Origin of the sequence: Streptomyces sp. P9(2023) (assembly GCF_032436795.1) — a bacterium.
In the GTDB taxonomy this organism is placed as follows: domain Bacteria; phylum Actinomycetota; class Actinomycetes; order Streptomycetales; family Streptomycetaceae; genus Streptomyces.
On sequence record NZ_JAUPWM010000011.1, the window covers coordinates 68,701 to 86,510 of the forward strand.

The following is a 17,810-nucleotide window of genomic DNA, read 5'->3' on the forward strand; positions in this document are numbered from 1 at the left end:
TGCGGGATGGCACTGCACTGCTGCGGCACACGACTAAGCGCGCGCTTGCTCCCCCCATGCTACTTGCGGGTAACCACCCTGCCCACCCCCCTGGGCGGGAGCGGCGAAGGTCACACCCCGAACAGCACGCCGGACGGATGTGCGCCCCCACGCGCGCCCGGCCGATCGGAGGGTCCCGCAACCCGATGGGCCCCGGCCGGCAGCCGTGCCGTGGCGCCGGGTGCACATCGAGCCGACGCTGGCCTGGCCGGGGCACGAGGCCCCGGACCGAGCGCACAGAACGGATTCCCATGGCGGCCATCATCTCCAAGGACCACGAGGTCACCCACAAGTCCACCGTCCCCGCGAACAAGGACGACATCGTCAAGCTCTTCGTGCGGGAGCGGGACGGCACGCCCCTGGGGCATCTCCCGGAGCGCAAGGCCGTGCTCATGCTGCACGGCCGGAGCGTTCCGGTGGCTGCGGGCTTCGACCTCAAGCACGCCTCCTACAGCTGGGCGGACCACCTGGCCAAGGCCGGCTACGACGTCTTCATGATGGACCTCCAGGGCTCCGGACTGTCGCCACGTCCCAGGATGGAGGACCCGCGCAATGTCAGCCCCGCCCATCAGAACCTCCTGAAGCCGAGGCCACCGGGATTCACCCCGGGCACACCGAACTACGCGTTCCAGCTGAACAACTCGAACAGCGACCGGGACGAGCTGCACACCGTCGTGGAGTGGATCCGCAAAGAGCGCAACGTGGCCAAGGTCGCCTTCGTCGGCTGGTCCGCGGCGGCGTTCACCATGGGGCCGTACGCGGTGAACAACCCCACCAAGGTGGAGAGCCTGTTCCTGCTGGCGCCGATCTTCCCGCCCGAGGGCACGTCGACCCCGCCGAGCCAGCTGCCGCAGCCGGGATTCCCGACGTTCCTGGGCACGAGATGGGGTTTCGAGTCGGGGTGGAACACGGAACTGCGCTGCGAGAACCAGCGCGAACCGGGCATCGTCGAGAAGGTGTGGGCCGCGGTCATGGAGAACGACCCGGTGGGCAGGACATGGGGACCGCCGGAGGGCCTCAGCCGGATCCGGAACTTCTTCCGGTGGGGCTGGAACAAGACGACGGCTGCGCAGGGCGGTGTCCTCGGCGGAAGCGTGCCCGTGCTGATCGCGTACGGCGAGTACGACACCCAGGTGAACACCTCACCGCCCAACCCCAACCCGGAACTCGACTTCTCGGTCCCCGCGCTCTACAACGCCATCGCGGGCTCCCACAAGCTGATGGTCAAGCTGGCCTGCGCGGGGCATTCGGTGGTGTGGGAGACGCAGCACAAGAACGTGCACAACCTCACGAAGCACTGGCTCGAGCACCTCAAGGTCGACGGCAAGACCCTCGGCGTCTTCGACATGAACACGAACGGCGACATCAGTCCGGCGCCGTAGGACGACGGAGTCCCCGGCCGGGCACAGCACGGCCGGGGACTCCAGGGTCGTCAGGTCAGGCCTTGGCGCTCGTCAGTGCCGTCACCAGGAGCGGGGTCACCAGGTCCACCTGCCACGGGCGGGCGCCGTAGCCGGTGAGGGCGGTCGAGACCGCGTCCGGGGTGGACGGGGTCGGAGGCTCCCAGCAGACGCGGCGGACCGTGTCCGGGGTGATCAGGTTCTCCTGGGGGAGGTTCAGCTCCTCCGCGAGCGCCGAGATCGACGTGCGCGCCGCCGACAGGCGGGCCGCCGCGATCGGGTCCTTGTCCGCCCACGCGCGCGGCGGCGGCGGGCCCGCGACCTGCGTGCCCGGCTGCGGCAGCTCGCTGTCCGGGAGGGCCTTCGCCCGCTCCACGGCCGCCTGCCACTGCTCCAGCTGCCGGCGGCCCATGCGGTGGCCGAAACCGGGCAGCGCGGTCAGCGCCGTGACATTCGCCGGCACCGCGAGCGCCGCCTCCACGATCGCCGCGTCGCTCAGCACCTTGCCCGGCGACACGTCCCGCCGCTGCGCCACCTTGTCGCGGGCCGTCCACAGCTCCCGTACCACCGCCATCTGGCGGCGACGGCGGACCTTGTGCATGCCGGACGTCCGGCGCCACGGGTCCTTGCGCGGCGGCGCGGGCGGGGCCGAGGCGATCGCGTCGAACTCCTGCAGCGCCCACTCCAGCTTGCCCTGCCGGTCGAGCTCCTTCTCCAGCGCGTCACGCAGGTCGACGAGGAGCTCGACGTCAAGCGCGGCGTACCGCAGCCAGGGCTCGGGCAGCGGGCGGGTGGACCAGTCCACCGCGGAGTGCCCCTTCTCCAGCGCGTACCCGAGCACGGACTCGACCATGGCCCCGAGCCCGACCCGCGGGAAGCCCGCGAGCCGGCCGGCCAGCTCGGTGTCGAAGAGCCGCGTCGGCACCATGCCTATGTCCCGCAGGCACGGCAGGTCCTGGGTCGCCGCGTGCAGGATCCACTCGGTCCCGGCGAGCGCCTCGCCGAGGCCGGACAGATCGGGGCAGCCCACCGGGTCGATGAGCGCGCTGCCCGCGCCCTCGCGGCGGAGCTGGACGAGATAGGCGCGCTGGCCGTAGCGGTAGCCGGAGGCGCGCTCGGCGTCCACGGCGACGGGCCCGCGGCCCGCGGCGAACGCGGCGATCACCTCGGCGAGCGCCTCGTCGGTCGCGACGACGGGCGGAATGCCCTCACGGGGCTCCAGCAAGGGGATCGGCAGCCCATTCGCAGGGACGTCGTCGTCCGGGGGAGCGCCCCCGGTGGTTCGCAGTGCTGTGTCTGCTGCGGTCTCTTGGGCGTCGGTCACGTGTCAAGGGTATCTGTGAACGGCAAGCGCCTGTCGACGGAACGTTCCGTCGACAGGCGCCGGTGTTTCGTCAACCGCGCGGGGGGCCCGTTCGGGGACTCCGGGGGCTCGTCGGCCTCAGTGGATGATCCCGGTGCGCAGCGCCACCGCGACCATGCCCGCCCGGTCGCCGGTGCCCAGCTTGCGGGCGATCCGGGCCAGGTGGCTCTTCACGGTCAGGGCGGACAGGCCCATGGAGACGCCGATCGCCTTGTTCGACTGGCCTTCGGCGACCAGCCGGAGCACCTCGACCTCGCGGCCGGAGAGCTCGCGGTAGCCGCCCGGGTGGCTCGGAGCACCCGGGGGGCGGCGGTGGCCGAGACGGGCGGCCGCGGAGCCGATGGGGGCGGCGCCGGGGCGGGTGGGGTGCCCGATGTTGGTGCGCGTACCGGTGACGACGTAGCCCTTGACTCCACCGGCCAGCGCGTTGCGCACCGCGCCGATGTCGTCGGCCGCCGACAGGGCGAGGCCGTTGGGCCAGCCCGCCGCGCGGGTCTCGGACAGCAGCGTGAGGCCGCTGCCGTCGGGGAGGTGGACGTCGGCCACGCAGATGTCGCGGGGGTTGCCGACGCGGGGACGGGCCTCCGCGATGGACGACGCCTCGATGACGTCGCGTACGCCGAGGGCCCACAGGTGGCGGGTGACGGTGGAGCGGACGCGCGGGTCGGCCACGACGACCATGGCCGTCGGCTTGTTGGGGCGGTAGCCGACCAGGCTTGCGGGCTGCTCGAGGAGAACGGACACACGGCCTCCTGGGGAGATGCGGGACGGAGCCGGCTCGGGGAAGAAGCCGGGGGCGAACCCGTGCGGTGAAGGGGTCATTGACCTCTTCGGCAGCTCGGCCGCCCGCCTTTAGGGAAAGATCACGATTTGGTGAGTAACAATTGGGGCAATTCGGACGCGTGATCGATCATCCTACGAGTGAGCCTCCGTCCGGGCGACGCCTACGGCCCCGTCAGGGGCCGTCCCAGACCGTTCCCGGGGCCCGGATCAACGCCTCCCCGGGGTGCCCGCAAGGCTCCTCCCCGGACCCTTCCCCGGACGCCCCCTACGGCTGCTGCGGCCCCCTGCGCTGCGGCAGCGAGACGACCCCCGCGCCCGAGATCGTGCTCGCCCCCGGGTCGGGCGGCGACGGTGACGGCGGCAGCCCCGCGATCTGGCAGAGCAGATCGCACCAGGCCGCCAGATGCGCCCCGGTGTCCGGCACGCCGCCCAGCGCCTCCTGCGGCGTCCACGACGCCCGGATCTCGATCTGGGTCGCCGGGCGCCGCTCCGCGAGCCCCCCGAAGTAGTGCGAACCCGCGTGGGTGACCGTCCCGCTCGCCTCCCCGTACGCGAGCCCGCGCGCCTCCAGCGCGCCGGTCAGCCACGACCAGCAGACCTCCGGCAGCAGCGGGTCCGACGCCATCTCGGGCTCCAGCTCCGCCCGGACGAGCGTCACCAGGCGGAACGTACCCTTCCAGGCATCGTGCCCCGCCGGGTCGTGCAGCAGCACGAGCCGGCCGTCGGCAAGATCGTCCTCGCCCTCGACGACCGCCGCCTCCAGTGCGTACGCGTAAGGGGCCAGGCGCTGCGGAGGCCTGGTCGGGTCGATCTCCAGCTCCGGCCGCAGCCGAGCCGTCCGCAATGCGTCGACCGCCCGTCTGAAGGCGGGTGGCACCGCGTTCGCCTCCGTGTCGTCCGTACCTCCGTCACCGTCGGAATGATCGGAAAAATGTCCCTGAGCCGCAGCCATGCGGGGAAGAGTAGGCGGAACGGGGGCCTCGCGCAGGGAGGGACACCCCGCCCCGGGCGGGCGGCTTCCGCGTGCATGCGAAGATTCTGGGCGTGAGCGCCAACGAACGCCCCGAGGGCCAGCAGACGAAGCACCAGCCGCAGACGTACGACTCCGCCTTCCTGAAGGCCTGCCGGCGTGAGCCCGTGCCGCACACACCGGTCTGGTTCATGCGTCAGGCGGGGCGCTCGCTGCCCGAGTACCTGAAGGTCCGCGAGGGCATCCCGATGCTCGAGTCCTGCATGCGGCCCGAGCTGGTCACCGAGATCACGCTGCAGCCCGTACGCCGCCACAAGGTGGACGCGGCGATCTACTTCAGCGACATCGTGGTCCCGCTCAAGGCCATCGGTATCGATCTCGACATCAAGCCCGGCGTCGGACCGGTCGTCGCCGACCCGATCCGGACCCGCGCCGACCTCGACCGGCTGCGCGACCTGACCCCCGAGGACGTCCACTACGTCACCGAGGCCATCGGGATGCTCACCGGCGAGCTGGGCGCCACCCCGCTCATCGGTTTCGCCGGCGCGCCTTTCACCCTCGCGAGCTACCTCGTCGAGGGCGGCCCGTCCCGTAACCACGAGCACACCAAGGCGCTCATGTACGGCGACCCGCAGCTGTGGGCCGATCTGCTCGACCGCCTCGCCGAGATCACCTCGGCCTTCCTCAAGGTCCAGATCGAGGCCGGCGCCTCCGCCGTCCAACTCTTCGACTCCTGGGTCGGCGCCCTGGCCCCCGCCGACTACCGGCGCTCGGTGATGCCCGCCTCCGTCAAGGTCTTCGACGCGGTCGCCTCGTACGGCGTCCCGCGCATCCACTTCGGTGTCGGTACGGGTGAGCTGCTCGGCCTCATGGGCGAGGCGGGCGCCGACGTGGTCGGCGTCGACTGGCGCGTCCCGCTGGACGAGGCCGCCCGGCGCGTCGGCCCCGGCAAGGCGCTCCAGGGCAACCTGGACCCTGCCGTGCTCTTCTCCACCCCGGAGGCCGTCGAGGCCAAGGCGGACGAGGTCCTGGCCGCCGCCAAGGGCCTGGAGGGACACGTCTTCAACCTGGGCCACGGCGTGCTGCCGACGACGAACCCGGAAGCCCTGACGCGCCTGGTGGACTACGTCCACACCAAGACGGCTGTCTGACGACGCCCCCACCGCACGGCCCCGGCCCGCCACCCCCGTTCGGGGCGGCGGGCCGGGGGCGTGAAGGGGTCAGTTGGCCTCGCAGTTGATCGGCGGGTTGCCCGTGGCGACCCGGCAGAAGTCGCTGCCGGGGCCGCCGTCGACGACGCCGGCGTTGCCGTTGACCCGCAGGAAGTCGCTGCCGGTGTTGCCGCGTACCGAGGCCATGGGCGACACGAGGCCGTCGACGGCGATGAAGTCGTTGCCGCCGAGACCGTCGACCGAGTGGCCGGCGGGGACCGACGCACAGCGGATGAAGTCGCTGCCGGGCGTGCCGGTCAGGTTGGTGGCGGTCCGGGGGACGCCGTTGACCGTGCAGGTCACGGCCTGGGCGGGCGTGATGCTCAGAGCGAGCGGGGCGATGACGAGTGAGGCGGCGCAGAGCGCACGCACGGTGTGTCTGATCATGTCATCGAGTTAACCCACGGTCATTACAACATCGCAATTCGTCACCGTGGGTCACTGGCCCGCTCGGATCAGCCCGCCTTGCGTACCGCCGCCACCGCCTTCCGCGCCGCGATCAGGACCGGGTCCCACACGGGCGAGAACGGCGGCGCGTACCCCAGGTCGAGCGCCGTCATCTGCTCCACCGTCATCCCGGCCGTCAACGCCACCGCCGCGATGTCCACCCGCTTGGCGGCCCCCTCGCGGCCCACGATCTGCACCCCGAGCAGCCGGCCCGTACGACGCTCCGCGAGCATCTTCACCGTCATCGGGGCGGCGCCCGGGTAGTAGCCCGCCCGGCTGGTCGACTCGATCGTCACCGTCACGTACCGCAGACCCACCTCCCGGGCGTCCTTCTCGCGCAGGCCCGTCCGCGCGATCTCCAGGTCGCAGACCTTCGACACCGCCGTGCCCACCACACCCGGGAACGTGGCGTAGCCGCCGCCCACGTTCGAGCCGATGACCTGGCCGTGCTTGTTGGCGTGCGTGCCGAGCGCGATGTGCCGCTCGCGGCCCGAGACCAGGTCGAGGACCTCCACGCAGTCGCCGCCCGCCCAGATGTTCTCGTGGCCCCGCACCCGCATCGCGAGGTCGGTGAGCAGCCCGCCGTACGTCCCCAGCGGCAGCCCGGCGGCCGCCGCGAGACCCGTCTCCGGTACGACGCCCATCCCGAGGACGACCACGTCCGCCGGGTACTCGCCGTCGTCCGTCGCCACCGCCCTGACCCGGCCGTCGTCCCCCGTGAGGATCTTGGTGACCGCCGAGGAGCCGACCGTCGTGATCCCGAGACCGTCCATCACCTCGTGGACGAGCCGGCCCATGTCCGGGTCGAGCGTCGCCATCGGCTGCTCGCCCCGGTTGAGGACCGTCACCTCGTAGCCCCGGTTCAGCAGCGCCTCGGCCATCTCCACGCCGATGTACCCGGCCCCCACGACCACCGCCCGCCGGCCCTCCGAAAGCGCCAGCGAGTCGAGCAGCGCCTGACCGTCGTCCAGGGTCTGCACGCCGTGCACGCCCGGGGCGTCGATCCCCGGCAACGGCGGCCGCAGCGGTCGCGCGCCGGTCGCGATCACCAGCTTGTCGAAGCCCGTCCACGCCACGGCGCCCGACTCCAGGTCCCGCGTGCGCACCCGCTGCCCTTGAACGTCGAGCTCGACGACCTCCGTCCGCATCCGTAGGTCGATGTCCCGCGCCCGGTGCTCCTCCGGGGTACGCGCGATCAGCTCGTCGCGCTCGGCGACGTCGCCGCCGACCCAGTACGGGATGCCGCAGGCGGAGAACGAGGAGAAGTGACCGCGTTCGAAGGCGACGATCTCCAGCTCCTCGGGGCCCTTGAGCCTGCGTGCCTGCGACGCGGCGGACATGCCCGCCGCGTCACCGCCGATGACCACCAGTCGTTCGCTCATACGAACACGCTACGTCGGCGCGGCCGTTCGGTCTCAGTCCGTCGATGCGCCCGGTTCCTCGGCGGCGGCCGGAGAGCGGCGGGCCGCGCGGCGCGGACGGATCAGCAGCCGCCACACCAGATAGCCGATCAGGGTCACCGCCAGCCACGGTGCCACCGCCGCCAGCACGATCCCGGTCCAGGCCAGCGCCGTCACCAGCGCGTTCCAGCCGCCCGCGAGCGCGTCCAGGATGCCCGGCCGGTCCTCGTCCTCCGAGGGCTTCGCGCTCTCCTTCTCGGTGAGTTCGAGGGTGATCGTCGCCATCGTCGTACGGTCCTTCAGCGAGGCCTGCTGGGCGAGCAGCGACTCCAGATCGGCCTGACGGCTGCTCAGCTCGCCTTCCAGGGTGACCACGTCGGACAGCCTCGTCGCCTGGTCCATCAGCTTGCGCACCCGGTCGACGCTGGCCCGCTGGGTCGCGATCCGGCTCTCCACGTCCACCACCTGCTCGGTGACGTCCTTGGCGTCCGCCTTCCGGGAGAGCAGCTTCCCGGTGCCCGCGAGCTCCCTGAGCACCGACTCGTACGAGCCCTGCGGCACGCGCAGCACGATCCGCGACGTCACATAGGTGTCGTCGATCCGCTCGGTCGACTCGTTGGCGACATGACCGTCCGCGCCCTCGGTGACCCGGCGGGCGGTGGCCAGCGCCTTCGTCGCGTCCTCGACCTCCACGGCCAGTTCGGCGGTACGGATGACGTGCTGCTGCTGGGCCGGGGCGGCGGGCTTCTTCGCGTCCGATGACCCGTCGGTGGCCCCCTTGTCCGCCTCGTACCCCCGGTCGGCGGCGCCCGCGGCACTCTCGGGGCCCTCCGCGGGCTTCGCCGCGCTCAGCCCCTTGCTGTCGGCTCCGCTGTCGGACGCGCCCGCGGCGCAGCCGGTCAGCGCCAGCGCGACCGTCAGCAACGCCACGGCCGCTCTTCGCGCTCCTCGTGTTCCTCGCACGGATCCCCCCTCGGGATGGTGGTGGTGAGTGGTGACGGTTCGACGTACGAGCCGTGCTCCCGGGTTGCCCTCGGGCGGTAGCGAAGCGGTCACGTTCTGGCCTCGGAACGGGTTTGAGAGAGTGGAGCCATGAACGCGGACACCAGGGACAGCAGCACACGGGCGCACGTGGTCGTCGTCGGAGGCGGAATCGCCGGTCTCGCGGCCGCCCACCGACTGGTCTCGGCCGGGCTCCGGGTGACGCTGCTCGAAGGCGACGACCGGATCGGCGGCAAGCTGCTCGCCGGGGAGATCGCCGGCGCCCCCGTCGACCTCGGCGCCGAGTCCCTGCTCGCCCGCCGCCCCGAGGCCATCGCCCTCGCCCGCGCCGTCGGGCTCGGCGACCGGCTCCAGGCGCCCGCCACGACCACCGCCTCCGTCTGGACCCGCGGCACCCTGCGCCCGATGCCCAAGGGCCACGTCATGGGCGTCCCCGGCGACGCGGCCGCCCTCGCCGAACTGCTCTCCGAGGAGGGTCTGCGGCGGGTCGAGCGGGACCGCGACCTGCCCCCCGCCGAGATCGGCGAGGACATCGCCATCGGCGCGTACGTCGCCGAGCGGATGGGCCACGAGGTCGTCGACCGGCTGGTCGAACCGCTGCTCGGCGGGGTGTACGCCGGTGACGCCTACCGCATCTCCATGCGTGCCGCCGTCCCGGCGCTCTTCTCCGCAGCCCGGACCCACCCGACGCTCACCGAGGCCGTCCACGCCGTCCAGCGGGCGGGCGCCGCGACCCCGTCCGACGCGGCGGGCGCCGCCACCGGCCTCGGCGGCACCGCCTTCGCGGGCATCGAGGGCGGCATCGGCACCCTCCCCGAGGCCGTCGCCACCGCCATCCGCGCGGCGGGTGGCGAGATCCACACCCTCATGCCGGTGACGGAACTGCGCCGGGTGGCGGACGGTGGACGGTGGCGGGTCGTCGCCGGCGGCCGGGAGTTCCACGCCGACGCGGTCGTCGTCGCCGCGCCCGCCTGGGCCGCCGCCGAACTCCTCGCCGCCGAGTCCCCCGTCGCCTCCCGCGAGCTCGGGACCGTCGAGTACGCCTCGATGGCGCTCGTCACCCTCGCCTTCCGCCGCCAGGACGTGCCCGCGCTGCCCGGATCGGGCTTCCTCGTGCCGCCCGTCGACGGGCACACCATCAAGGCCGCCACCTTCTCCAGCCAGAAGTGGCGGTGGGTCTCCGACGCCGCCCCCGACCTCTTCGTCCTCCGCACCTCCGTCGGCCGTTACGGCGAGGAGGAGCAGGTCCTCCGCGACGACGCCGACCTCGTCGAGACCTCCCTCAAGGACCTCGCCGCGGCCACCGGGCTGACCGCCCGGCCCGTCGCCACCACGGTCACCCGCTGGACCGGCGGCCTCCCGCAGTACCCGGTCGGCCATCTCGCCCGCGTCGCCCGTATCCAGGACGCCGTCGCCGAGGTCCCCCGGCTGCGCGTCGCCGGGGCCGTGTACGAGGGCGTGGGCATCCCCGCGTGCATCGCCTCGGGCCGTCGCGCGGCCGACGAGATCATCGCCACGTTCGAAACGACCCACCCTGGTGCAGGGCACTGTCCGTGACGGGCGAGAATAGGCGTATGAGTGCGCCCGAAAAGATCCCGAACGCCGGTAAGAAGGCGAAGGACCTCAACGAGGTCATCCGCTACACCCTGTGGTCTGTGTTCAAGCTGCGCGACAACCTGCCCGAGGACCGCGCCGGCTACGCCGACGAGGTCCAGGAGCTGTTCGACCAGCTCGCCGCCAAGGACATCACCGTCCGTGGCACGTACGACCTCTCCGGTCTGCGCGCCGACGCGGACGTCATGATCTGGTGGCACGCCGAGACGAGCGACGAGCTCCAGGAGGCGTACAACCTCTTCCGCCGCACCAAGCTGGGCCGCGCCCTCGTGCCGGTCTGGTCGAACATGGCGCTGCACCGCCCCGCCGAGTTCAACAAGTCGCACATCCCGGCCTTCCTGGCCGACGAGACGCCCCGCGACTACGTGAGCGTCTACCCCTTCGTGCGCTCCTACGACTGGTACCTGCTGCCGGACGAGGACCGCCGCCGGATGCTCGCCGACCACGGCAAGATGGCCCGCGGCTACCCCGATGTCCGCGCCAACACGGTCGCCTCGTTCTCGCTCGGCGACTACGAGTGGCTGCTCGCCTTCGAGGCCGACGAGCTGCACCGCATCGTCGACCTCATGCGCCACCTGCGCGCGTCCGAGGCGCGGATGCACGTCCGCGAGGAGGTCCCCTTCTACACCGGCCGCCGCCGTTCCGTGGCGGATCTGGTGGCGGGTCTGGCCTGACGGCCGCCCTACCGACTCGGTGACGGCCCGGCGACCAGCCGGGCCGTCACCCCTTGACCCGGAAGATCAGACGGCGGAAGTTCCGACCGCCGTTCCAGCGACACCGGGTCCGGCTCCGGGTGCGGCGCGCACGACGCGCGCCGCACCGGCGTCATTTCCGGGGTGTTCGGTACGGAGGCGTCCCGTACGGACGTGCCCGGCACTGCCCCGGTCAGCAGGTAGTTCTCCAGGTATCCGTTGACGCAGGCGTTCGTGCCGCCCCCGATGCCGTGCGTACCGGCGTTCCGCTCGGTCACCAGCGCCGCACCCGCCAGCCTGCGCTGGAGCTCCAGGGCACCCGCGTACGGCGTGGCCGCGTCCCGCTCGGCGGCCAGGATCAGCACCGGCGGCAGCACCCCGGGACCGGTCCGGACGTCCAGGGGCTTCTGCCGGGGCGCCTTCCAGTACGCGCAGGGCAGATTGGCCCAGACGTTGTCCCAGGTCTCGAAGGGGGCGACGGTCGCCAGCCGGGTGTTGTCCCGGTCCCAGACCGCGAAGTCCTCCGGCCACGGCGCGTCGTTGCACTCCACCGCCGTGTACACGGCAGCCCCGTTGCCCGTGAGCTCGGTGACCTCCTCGCCCGGCGCCGCCTGCGCGATCAGCGGCTTCGGATCGCCCTTCAGATAGCGGGCGAGCGCGGTGGCCCGCAGCGGCCAGAAACCGTCGTGGTACCCGGCCTGGAGCATCGCCCCGTGCAGCTGTCCCGGACCGACCCGCCCGCCGGCCGGCTTCGCCGCGAGTTCGGCGCGGACCTTCTCGTAACTCTCCTGGACCTCCTGGGCCGTGGCCCCGAGGCCGTACACCTTGTGGTGCTTGGCCACCCACGTACGGAAGTCGGCCCAGCGGCGCTCGAACGCCCGTGACTGGTCGAGGTTGTTGACGTACCAGATCCGGCTCGGCGCGGGGTGGACGGGCGCGTCGAAGACCATCCGGCGGACCCGGTGCGGGAAGAGGGTGGCGTAGAGCGCGCCGAAGTACGTGCCGTAGGAGGCGCCCATGTACGTCAGTCTCGGCTCGCCCAGCGCGGCGCGCAGCACTTCGAGATCGCGGGCGTTGTTGAGCGAGTGGTAGTGCCGCAGCGCCGTGCCGGTACGGGTCGCGCAGCCCTGGGCGTACGTCTTCGCGCGGGCGGTCCTCTCCCGCTTGAAGACCTCGGAGGGCTGGGTGGGCGCCGGGGTGGGGCCGGTGGCACGGTCGGCGGGGTCCTGGCAGGAGACCGGGGCGGAGCGGGCCACACCGCGCGGGGCGTAGCCGACGAGGTCGTACGCGGCGGAGATCCGCTTCCAGGCGGGGAGTTCGGCGACCAGGGGGAAGTACGTCGAGGAGGCGCCGGGGCCGCCCGGGTTGAACACGAGCGCGCCCTGCCGGTCGGCGGCCGGGCCGGAGGCTTTGACGCGGCTGACGGTGAGGGGGATCTGCCTGCCGTCGGGGTCCGCGTAGTCGAGGGGGACCAGGACGGTGCCGCACCGGACGTGCGGCGGGAGTTTCTCGGCCGCCGGGCAGCTGCCGAAGCGGACGGGCTCGGCGGCTGCCCGGCGGGCGGCGAGGAGGGTGCCGCCGGTCTCGGCGGGCGGGGCGTCGAGACCGGTCAGCGAGGACAGCAGGAGCGACCCGACGGTTCCGGTCAGCACGAGGGCTTTCACGGCAGGATCGTTGGAGCGGGTGACGTGCTTGTCCAGGACCCCCGGGGGTGTCGGGCGGAATTGACCCGTTCGGCCCTCGGGCTTGGGTCAGCTGCTGGAGCTCGAACAGCTCGATCCGCTGCTGCTGGAGCAGGAGCTGCCGCCGCCGCTCGAACCGGAGCTGGAGCCTCCGCAGCTCGACCCGCTGGATCCGCTGGATCCGCCGGATCCGCCGGAACAGGCGCTCGCGGAACAGCTGCCGACGCCGAACCCGGAGTCCGTACCGCCGCCGCCTCCTCCGGTGCCACCAGGAGCGCCGCCGCAGCCGCCTCCGTTGCCCGGGGTGCCCGCGCACCAGTGCAGGGTCGCGAGCATGGCGGCGTCCGTGGCGGAGCTGCCGGACGAGTGGGTCGTGACCGGCCGGGGCATGCGGGCCGCCGCGATCAGCTGGGTGCGCAGTTCCGGTTCCGGTACGGCGCGCAGTCCACGGAGCGCGACCTGGTGTCCGGCGTCGGGGGCGTAGGCGTGGTCCCGCTGGTACGCGAGGGAGGCCCGGCGGCCGGCGGGGGTGGCGCGGTGGGCGTTGTAGGCGCCGCAGAGGAGGGCGGTCACGATGCCCGCGAAGAGCACCGGGCCCACCTTGAAGATCAACGGCAGCTCGTACAGGCCGGTGTCGACGCCCACGCTCAGGGCGAAGGAGAGGATGAGCAGCCCGAAGGAGCCGAGGGCGAGCATGAGGCACCAGCGGCGTCCGGCGCGGCGGGCCGCGGGGTCGACCATGAGGCCGCGCGCGGCGAGCCCGTCGCCGATCTCCTGCACGGCGGGGCTGCGCATCACCGCGAGGCGCAGGTGGTGCAGGGCGCCGTGCGGGGCGGCGGCCAGCTCCTGGAGGACGGCCCGTTCGACGTGATCGCGGGGCGCGGCGCCCGGACGCGCGACGACGATGCCGGGACCGCCGACGGCGATCCGGCCGTCGGCGTGCAGGGCGGCGAGCGCGCTGTCGACGACCCGGGGCGGGCCGCCGATCAGGAACGCGGCCTCGGGGAGGTCGTGGACGTATCCGCCGCGGTCGGCGCGGGCGTCGCGGAGGCGGACGATGAGCAGGACGGAGCCGGTGATCACGGCGGCCCAGACGAGCAGGGCGAACAGATTCATGGGGACGTCACCTCCGTACGAGTGCGGCGCGGGCCGCGCGGGCGAGTCGGGTGGCCGGGCCGGGCCGGCGGGTGCCGGCGCGCTCCTGCCACCAGTGGGTGAGCCGGCGCCGGGCGTCGGGGTCCTCGGGGCGTCCGGCGACGAGCAGTTGCTCGACGAAGTCGAGGGCGTCGCGGCGGTAGCCGCCGGTCATCGGGCGGCTCCGGGCGTACGCGCGGAACGCGGGGCGGTAGCCGTCACCGAGGATCTCGGGCAGCTCGGGCGCGATCTTGGCGATCACGTCGGTCCGCTTCCCGACCAGCGCCCGACTCTGCACCCCGACCCGCCGCGAATCGAACCCCTCGGGCACAGGCGTCCCCGCGACCAGCGCGGAGAGCAGCGCCGCCTGCGCCATGGCCACCCGCTCGCGCGCGGCCTCGCCACGGGGGGCACGGGGCGTGGGGGTGGGAGCGGTCCGCTCGTCGGCGTCGGCGTCCGCGTCGGCGACTGCGACCGATGTCCTCGCCGAGCGGGGCTCGACAGCGGGGACCGACCCGTCGGCCACCTCCGCAGGGTCCGTGCCGGGGGCGGCGAGGCGCCCCCGGGTCACGTACGCCGGCTTCGCCGCGCGTCGGGACTGCGGCATCAGGCCGCCCGAGACGCGGGCGCCCGCGCCGATCAGCGGCGCGTCCTCGGCGGCGCGCGCGCCGGACGTGGCGGAGCCCGCCTCGGCCGGGTCGTGCCCGGCGGTCACGTCGGGACGTCCGTCGGTTCCCGCGCGCCGCGCTCCCGCCACCCGTCCCCGGATCGCCGCCAGTTCCGAGGCCAGTTCCTCGGCCGGCGGGAAGTTGTCGTCGCGCTCCAGGAGCACGCCCGGGGGAGTGGTCCGGGCGGCGAGGTCCGAGAGGATGTCCAGGACGGGTTCCGCGACCGGGTGGGCGTGGGTGTCGTGCCAGACGCCGTCGCGGGCGAGGCCGCCCGCCACGTGGACGTACGCGATCGCCTCGACCGGGAGCTCGGAGAGGGCCTTCGACGGGGACTCGCCCCGGTTGACGTGGTTCGTGTGGAGGTTCGCGACGTCGATCAGGAGCCGTACCCCCGTACGCTCCACCAGCTCCGCAAGGAACTGGCCCTCCGTCAGCTCCTCGTCCGGCCAGGCGATCAGCGCCGCGATGTTCTCGAGCGCCAGCGGCACGGGCAGCGAGTCCTGCGCGATCCGGACGTTCTCGCAGAGCACGTCCAGGGCGGCCCACGTGCGCGGCACGGGCAGCAGGTGGCCGGCCTCCAGGACCGGCGTCGCCGTCAGCACGCCCCCGGCCCGGACGAACGCGATGTGCTCCGACACCAGCGGCGCCCCCAGCGCCGTCGCCGTCGCCGCGAGGTCCGCGAGCCGCCGCGCGTCCGGCCGGTCCGCGCCGCCGAGCCCGAGGGAGACCCCGTGCGGCACGACCGTGACCCCGCGCGAGCGCAGCCGCTTCAGCGGGTCCGGCAGGTGGCCCGCGCACATGTTCTCCGCGACGACCTCCACCCAGTCGACGCCCGGCAGCGCCTCCACCGCCCCCGCGATCTCCGGCCGCCATCCGATGCCAATGCCGAGTTCCGTCATGTCCCCCTCCTTCGGTCCCTCACCTGATGGCCCCGCCGGCCGCGTTCGAATCCAGTCAGTGGGACGTTCAGAGGTTGATTTGAGGTTCCGAAGGCCCTTCGGCGGACATGACGACGATTTCGGGATCGACTACGGCATCGACTGCGGCGTCACGATCCCCGCCTCCGGCGCCGGGCGCGACGTGAACGACTGGTCCGTCCCCGTCGGCCGCACCGGGGTGGGCACCGCCGGCGACGGCACCACCGGCGGCCCGGTCGGCGGCGCCGTCTTCCGCCCCGCCGCCTCGTTGGCCAGCGCGTCGAAGTCGACCATGCCGGTCGCCTCCAGCATCGTGATGTGGTCCAGGACCGTCTGGTTCGCGTCACTCGCCAGCTGCCGGATCAGCGAGTTGCGCGTCGTGTGCCGGACCTCCGCGATCAGCGCGAAGACCTTCCCGTGCGCGTTGCGCAGCAGGTTCGCGAACTTCCGCTCGTACTCCTCCCCGCGCGCCGCCGTCAGCTCCCGCAGCCACCCCTGCTGCTGCTCGGTCGGCTGGTTCGGCAGCTCCACGGCCAGCTTCGCCGCCACCTCCCGGGCCCGCCGGTCCAGGTCCGTGTGGCCGACCACCAGGTGGTCGCCGCTCTCCACCATCGCCCGGCTCGGCGCGCGTTCGACGGCCTGCTGGCCGGCCGGGAGCTCCCACAGCCCGGCCAGCCGTACCTTGACCAGGAAGTCCCGGTCCGTGGCGGACAGCGGCCCCCACTGCGTGGGCACGCTCGACACGTTCAGGTTCGCCTGTCCGGTCCCCGAGCGGTCGGCGTAGGACCAGACCGGGAAGGCGAGCGCGCCGATCGTGACGACGAGCGCCGCGATGATGAGGGCCGTGCCGTTGACGCGTAGCGACAAGGTGTCTCCCGTACGTTCCGTGTCCGATGTGCGTCGGTCACCGCAGACTGAACCGCCAACGCCGCGGCTGTTCAACCCACTTGGCGGTATCGGGAGATACGTACGACTGGGCGGCCGTGTTCAGTCGCCGTTCAGTCGCCGAGCGAACCGAGCACAGGGAATTCGGACACGACCGTGCACGAACCGGGCGCGATCTCCGTGAACCCCGCGTCCCGCACCACCGGCAGCCCGCTCGTCGTCAGCTCCGCCCAGCGCTCCGCGCCGGCCGTCCGTACGGCCAGCGGGAAGCCGGCCTCACGCCACGCCTTCCGGTCCGCGTCCGGCATCTCCCACCACAGCAGCTGCGCCCCGTGCCCCGCCTGCGCCATCGACTTGCCCGCCGACATGTCCAGGTCCGGGTTGAGCCAGAGCGTCGCCGCCCCGGGCCGGGGAGCGCCGGGAGCCGCCGGGTCGTCCAGGTCCGTGCCGGACACCTGGAGCTTCGCCAGCTCCTTGGGCCAGCCGTCCAGGGGGACCGGCGGGAACACCCGTACCTCCGCCGCCTCGCCCGTGACCGTGATCCCCGGCAGCGCCGCCGCCTTCCGCCACTCCGCACCGCGCGCCCGGCGCACGACCTTCCGGATCCGGGCGTCCTGCCAGTCGGTCATCGCCTCCGCCCACTCGCCGTCACCGGTCGAGCGCTCGTCGGCGAGGATCTCCAGGACGGCCCGGGCGGCCGTCTCCAGCGCGTCGGTACGGGCCGGAGGTTCGGTCTTCTCGATCCGTACGACGAGGGGCAGGACGAACTGCGGCTTGGTGTCACGGGCATCGGCGGGGTCGATCTCGGTCTCGTTGCTGCTCACCTGGCCAGTCTGCCACTGCTCGCACAGGTGTTTCTTGTGGGATTGGGCGGATCCGCGAAAGGATGCCCGCCATGAAGAGCGATCTGTTTTCCAGCGAACACCTTGCCGAGACCGCCACGTTCCCGGGCATGAGCCTGGAGAACGCCAAGTGCGTGAAGTACGCCGTCAACGGAGAGATGCACGCCCGTCAAGGGTCGATGATCGCCTTCCGCGGCGACCTCCAGTTCGAGCGCAAGGGCCAGGGCATCGGCGGCATGCTCAAGCGCGCGGTCACGGGTGAGGGCCTGGCGCTGATGGCCGTCCGCGGCCAGGGCGAGGCCTGGTTCGCGCAGGAGGCGCAGAACGTGTTCATCGTCGAGATCGAGCCGAACGACGCGCTCACGGTCAACGGCCGGAACGTGCTCTGCTTCGACGCCACCCTCTCGTACGAGATCAAGACGGTGAAGGGTGCCGGTATGACCGGCGGCGGCCTCTTCAACAGCGTCTTCACCGGCCAGGGCAAGCTCGCTCTGGCCTGCGAGGGCACCCCGATCGTCATACCCGTCACCCCGCAGGCCCCGGTCTGCGTCGACACCGACGCCGTCGTCGGTTGGAGCCACCAGCTGCAGACCTCGCTCCACCGCTCGCAGTCCATCGGCTCGATGATCCGCGGCGGTTCGGGCGAGGCGGTCCAGCTCCGGCTCGACGGCCAGGGCTTCGTCATCGTCCGGCCGAGCGAGGCCACCCCGCAGAAGGCCTCGTCCAACTGAGCCCGCGCCGACGGAGCTTGGGCGGGTGAA

Annotated in this window: 16 protein-coding genes; 5 read left to right on the forward strand and 11 right to left on the reverse strand. The window is 72.8% G+C overall.

The genetic code is table 11. The annotated features are described in order from the left end of the window. Window positions 1-374: 374 nt before the first annotated feature. Window positions 375-1,421 (forward strand): alpha/beta fold hydrolase, encoded by a 1,047-nt coding sequence (locus tag Q5762_RS17635; RefSeq protein WP_315893182.1) that lies wholly within the window; start codon window positions 375-377, stop codon window positions 1,419-1,421. Between the two features lie 55 nt (window positions 1,422-1,476). Here the strand turns inward: Q5762_RS17635 and Q5762_RS17640 are convergent, their stop codons facing one another. The 3 genes from Q5762_RS17640 to Q5762_RS17650 all read right to left on the reverse strand — a co-directional run bounded on the left by Q5762_RS17640 (window position 1,477) and on the right by Q5762_RS17650 (window position 4,537). Then, the gene (locus Q5762_RS17640) at window positions 1,477-2,763 is read right to left on the reverse strand and encodes a ribonuclease D (protein ID WP_315893082.1); all 1,287 of its coding nucleotides are present in this window, start codon (window positions 2,761-2,763) and stop codon (window positions 1,477-1,479) included. Window positions 2,764-2,880: 117 nt separating this feature from the next. After that, the gene (locus tag Q5762_RS17645) at window positions 2,881-3,546 is read right to left on the reverse strand and encodes a response regulator transcription factor (protein ID WP_315893083.1); all 666 of its coding nucleotides are present in this window, start codon (window positions 3,544-3,546) and stop codon (window positions 2,881-2,883) included. Between the two features lie 304 nt (window positions 3,547-3,850). Continuing rightward, window positions 3,851-4,537, reverse strand: a complete 687-nt coding sequence (locus Q5762_RS17650; protein ID WP_315893084.1) for a DUF3000 domain-containing protein — start codon at window positions 4,535-4,537, stop codon at window positions 3,851-3,853. A 92-nt stretch (window positions 4,538-4,629) separates the two neighbouring features. On the opposite strand from Q5762_RS17650, the gene hemE reads away from it, so the two are divergent. Next, a complete protein-coding gene (hemE, locus tag Q5762_RS17655; protein WP_315893085.1) occupies window positions 4,630-5,706 on the forward strand; it encodes a uroporphyrinogen decarboxylase in 1,077 nt (358 codons plus the stop codon). Between the two features lie 69 nt (window positions 5,707-5,775). Here the strand turns inward: hemE and Q5762_RS17660 are convergent, their stop codons facing one another. The 3 genes from Q5762_RS17660 to Q5762_RS17670 all read right to left on the reverse strand — a co-directional run bounded on the left by Q5762_RS17660 (window position 5,776) and on the right by Q5762_RS17670 (window position 8,543). Next, entirely contained in the window at window positions 5,776-6,153 is a 378-nt protein-coding gene (locus tag Q5762_RS17660) for a hypothetical protein (RefSeq protein WP_315893086.1), read from the reverse strand. A gap of 68 nt (window positions 6,154-6,221) precedes the next feature. Next, the gene (locus Q5762_RS17665; protein ID WP_315893087.1) at window positions 6,222-7,595 is read right to left on the reverse strand and encodes an FAD-dependent oxidoreductase; all 1,374 of its coding nucleotides are present in this window, start codon (window positions 7,593-7,595) and stop codon (window positions 6,222-6,224) included. 33 nt (window positions 7,596-7,628) lie between these two features. Then, on the reverse strand, window positions 7,629-8,543 hold the full coding sequence (locus Q5762_RS17670; protein ID WP_315893088.1) for a DUF4349 domain-containing protein: 915 nt from the start codon (window positions 8,541-8,543) through the stop codon (window positions 7,629-7,631). A gap of 162 nt (window positions 8,544-8,705) precedes the next feature. On the opposite strand from Q5762_RS17670, the gene hemG reads away from it, so the two are divergent. Beyond that, complete coding sequence (gene hemG / locus Q5762_RS17675) at window positions 8,706-10,172, forward strand: protoporphyrinogen oxidase (RefSeq protein WP_315893089.1); 1,467 nt, start codon at window positions 8,706-8,708, stop codon at window positions 10,170-10,172. A 17-nt stretch (window positions 10,173-10,189) separates the two neighbouring features. Beyond that, window positions 10,190-10,903, forward strand: coding sequence for a hydrogen peroxide-dependent heme synthase (gene hemQ / locus Q5762_RS17680; protein WP_315893090.1), 714 nt, complete (start codon window positions 10,190-10,192; stop codon window positions 10,901-10,903). Window positions 10,904-10,911: 8 nt separating this feature from the next. Here the strand turns inward: hemQ and Q5762_RS17685 are convergent, their stop codons facing one another. The 5 genes from Q5762_RS17685 to Q5762_RS17705 all read right to left on the reverse strand — a co-directional run bounded on the left by Q5762_RS17685 (window position 10,912) and on the right by Q5762_RS17705 (window position 17,031). Next, the gene (locus Q5762_RS17685) at window positions 10,912-12,585 is read right to left on the reverse strand and encodes an alpha/beta hydrolase (RefSeq protein ID WP_315893091.1); all 1,674 of its coding nucleotides are present in this window, start codon (window positions 12,583-12,585) and stop codon (window positions 10,912-10,914) included. 87 nt (window positions 12,586-12,672) lie between these two features. Beyond that, complete coding sequence (locus Q5762_RS17690; RefSeq protein ID WP_315893092.1) at window positions 12,673-13,719, reverse strand: TIGR04222 domain-containing membrane protein; 1,047 nt, start codon at window positions 13,717-13,719, stop codon at window positions 12,673-12,675. Between the two features lie 7 nt (window positions 13,720-13,726). Continuing rightward, on the reverse strand, window positions 13,727-15,304 hold the full coding sequence (locus Q5762_RS17695; RefSeq protein ID WP_315893093.1) for a DUF692 family multinuclear iron-containing protein: 1,578 nt from the start codon (window positions 15,302-15,304) through the stop codon (window positions 13,727-13,729). Window positions 15,305-15,433: 129 nt separating this feature from the next. Next, window positions 15,434-16,189: a DUF4142 domain-containing protein gene (locus Q5762_RS17700; protein WP_315893094.1), complete on the reverse strand. Its 756-nt coding sequence runs from the start codon at window positions 16,187-16,189 to the stop codon at window positions 15,434-15,436. Window positions 16,190-16,320: 131 nt separating this feature from the next. Further along, window positions 16,321-17,031 carry a peptidyl-tRNA hydrolase gene (locus Q5762_RS17705; protein ID WP_315893095.1) on the reverse strand — a complete coding sequence of 237 codons (711 nt, stop codon included), beginning with the start codon at window positions 17,029-17,031 and terminating at the stop codon, window positions 16,321-16,323. Between the two features lie 71 nt (window positions 17,032-17,102). Here Q5762_RS17705 and Q5762_RS17710 point away from each other — a divergent pair, with 71 nt between their 5' ends. Continuing rightward, a complete protein-coding gene (locus Q5762_RS17710; RefSeq protein ID WP_315893096.1) occupies window positions 17,103-17,780 on the forward strand; it encodes an AIM24 family protein in 678 nt (225 codons plus the stop codon). The last annotated feature ends 30 nt before the right edge of the window (window positions 17,781-17,810 follow it).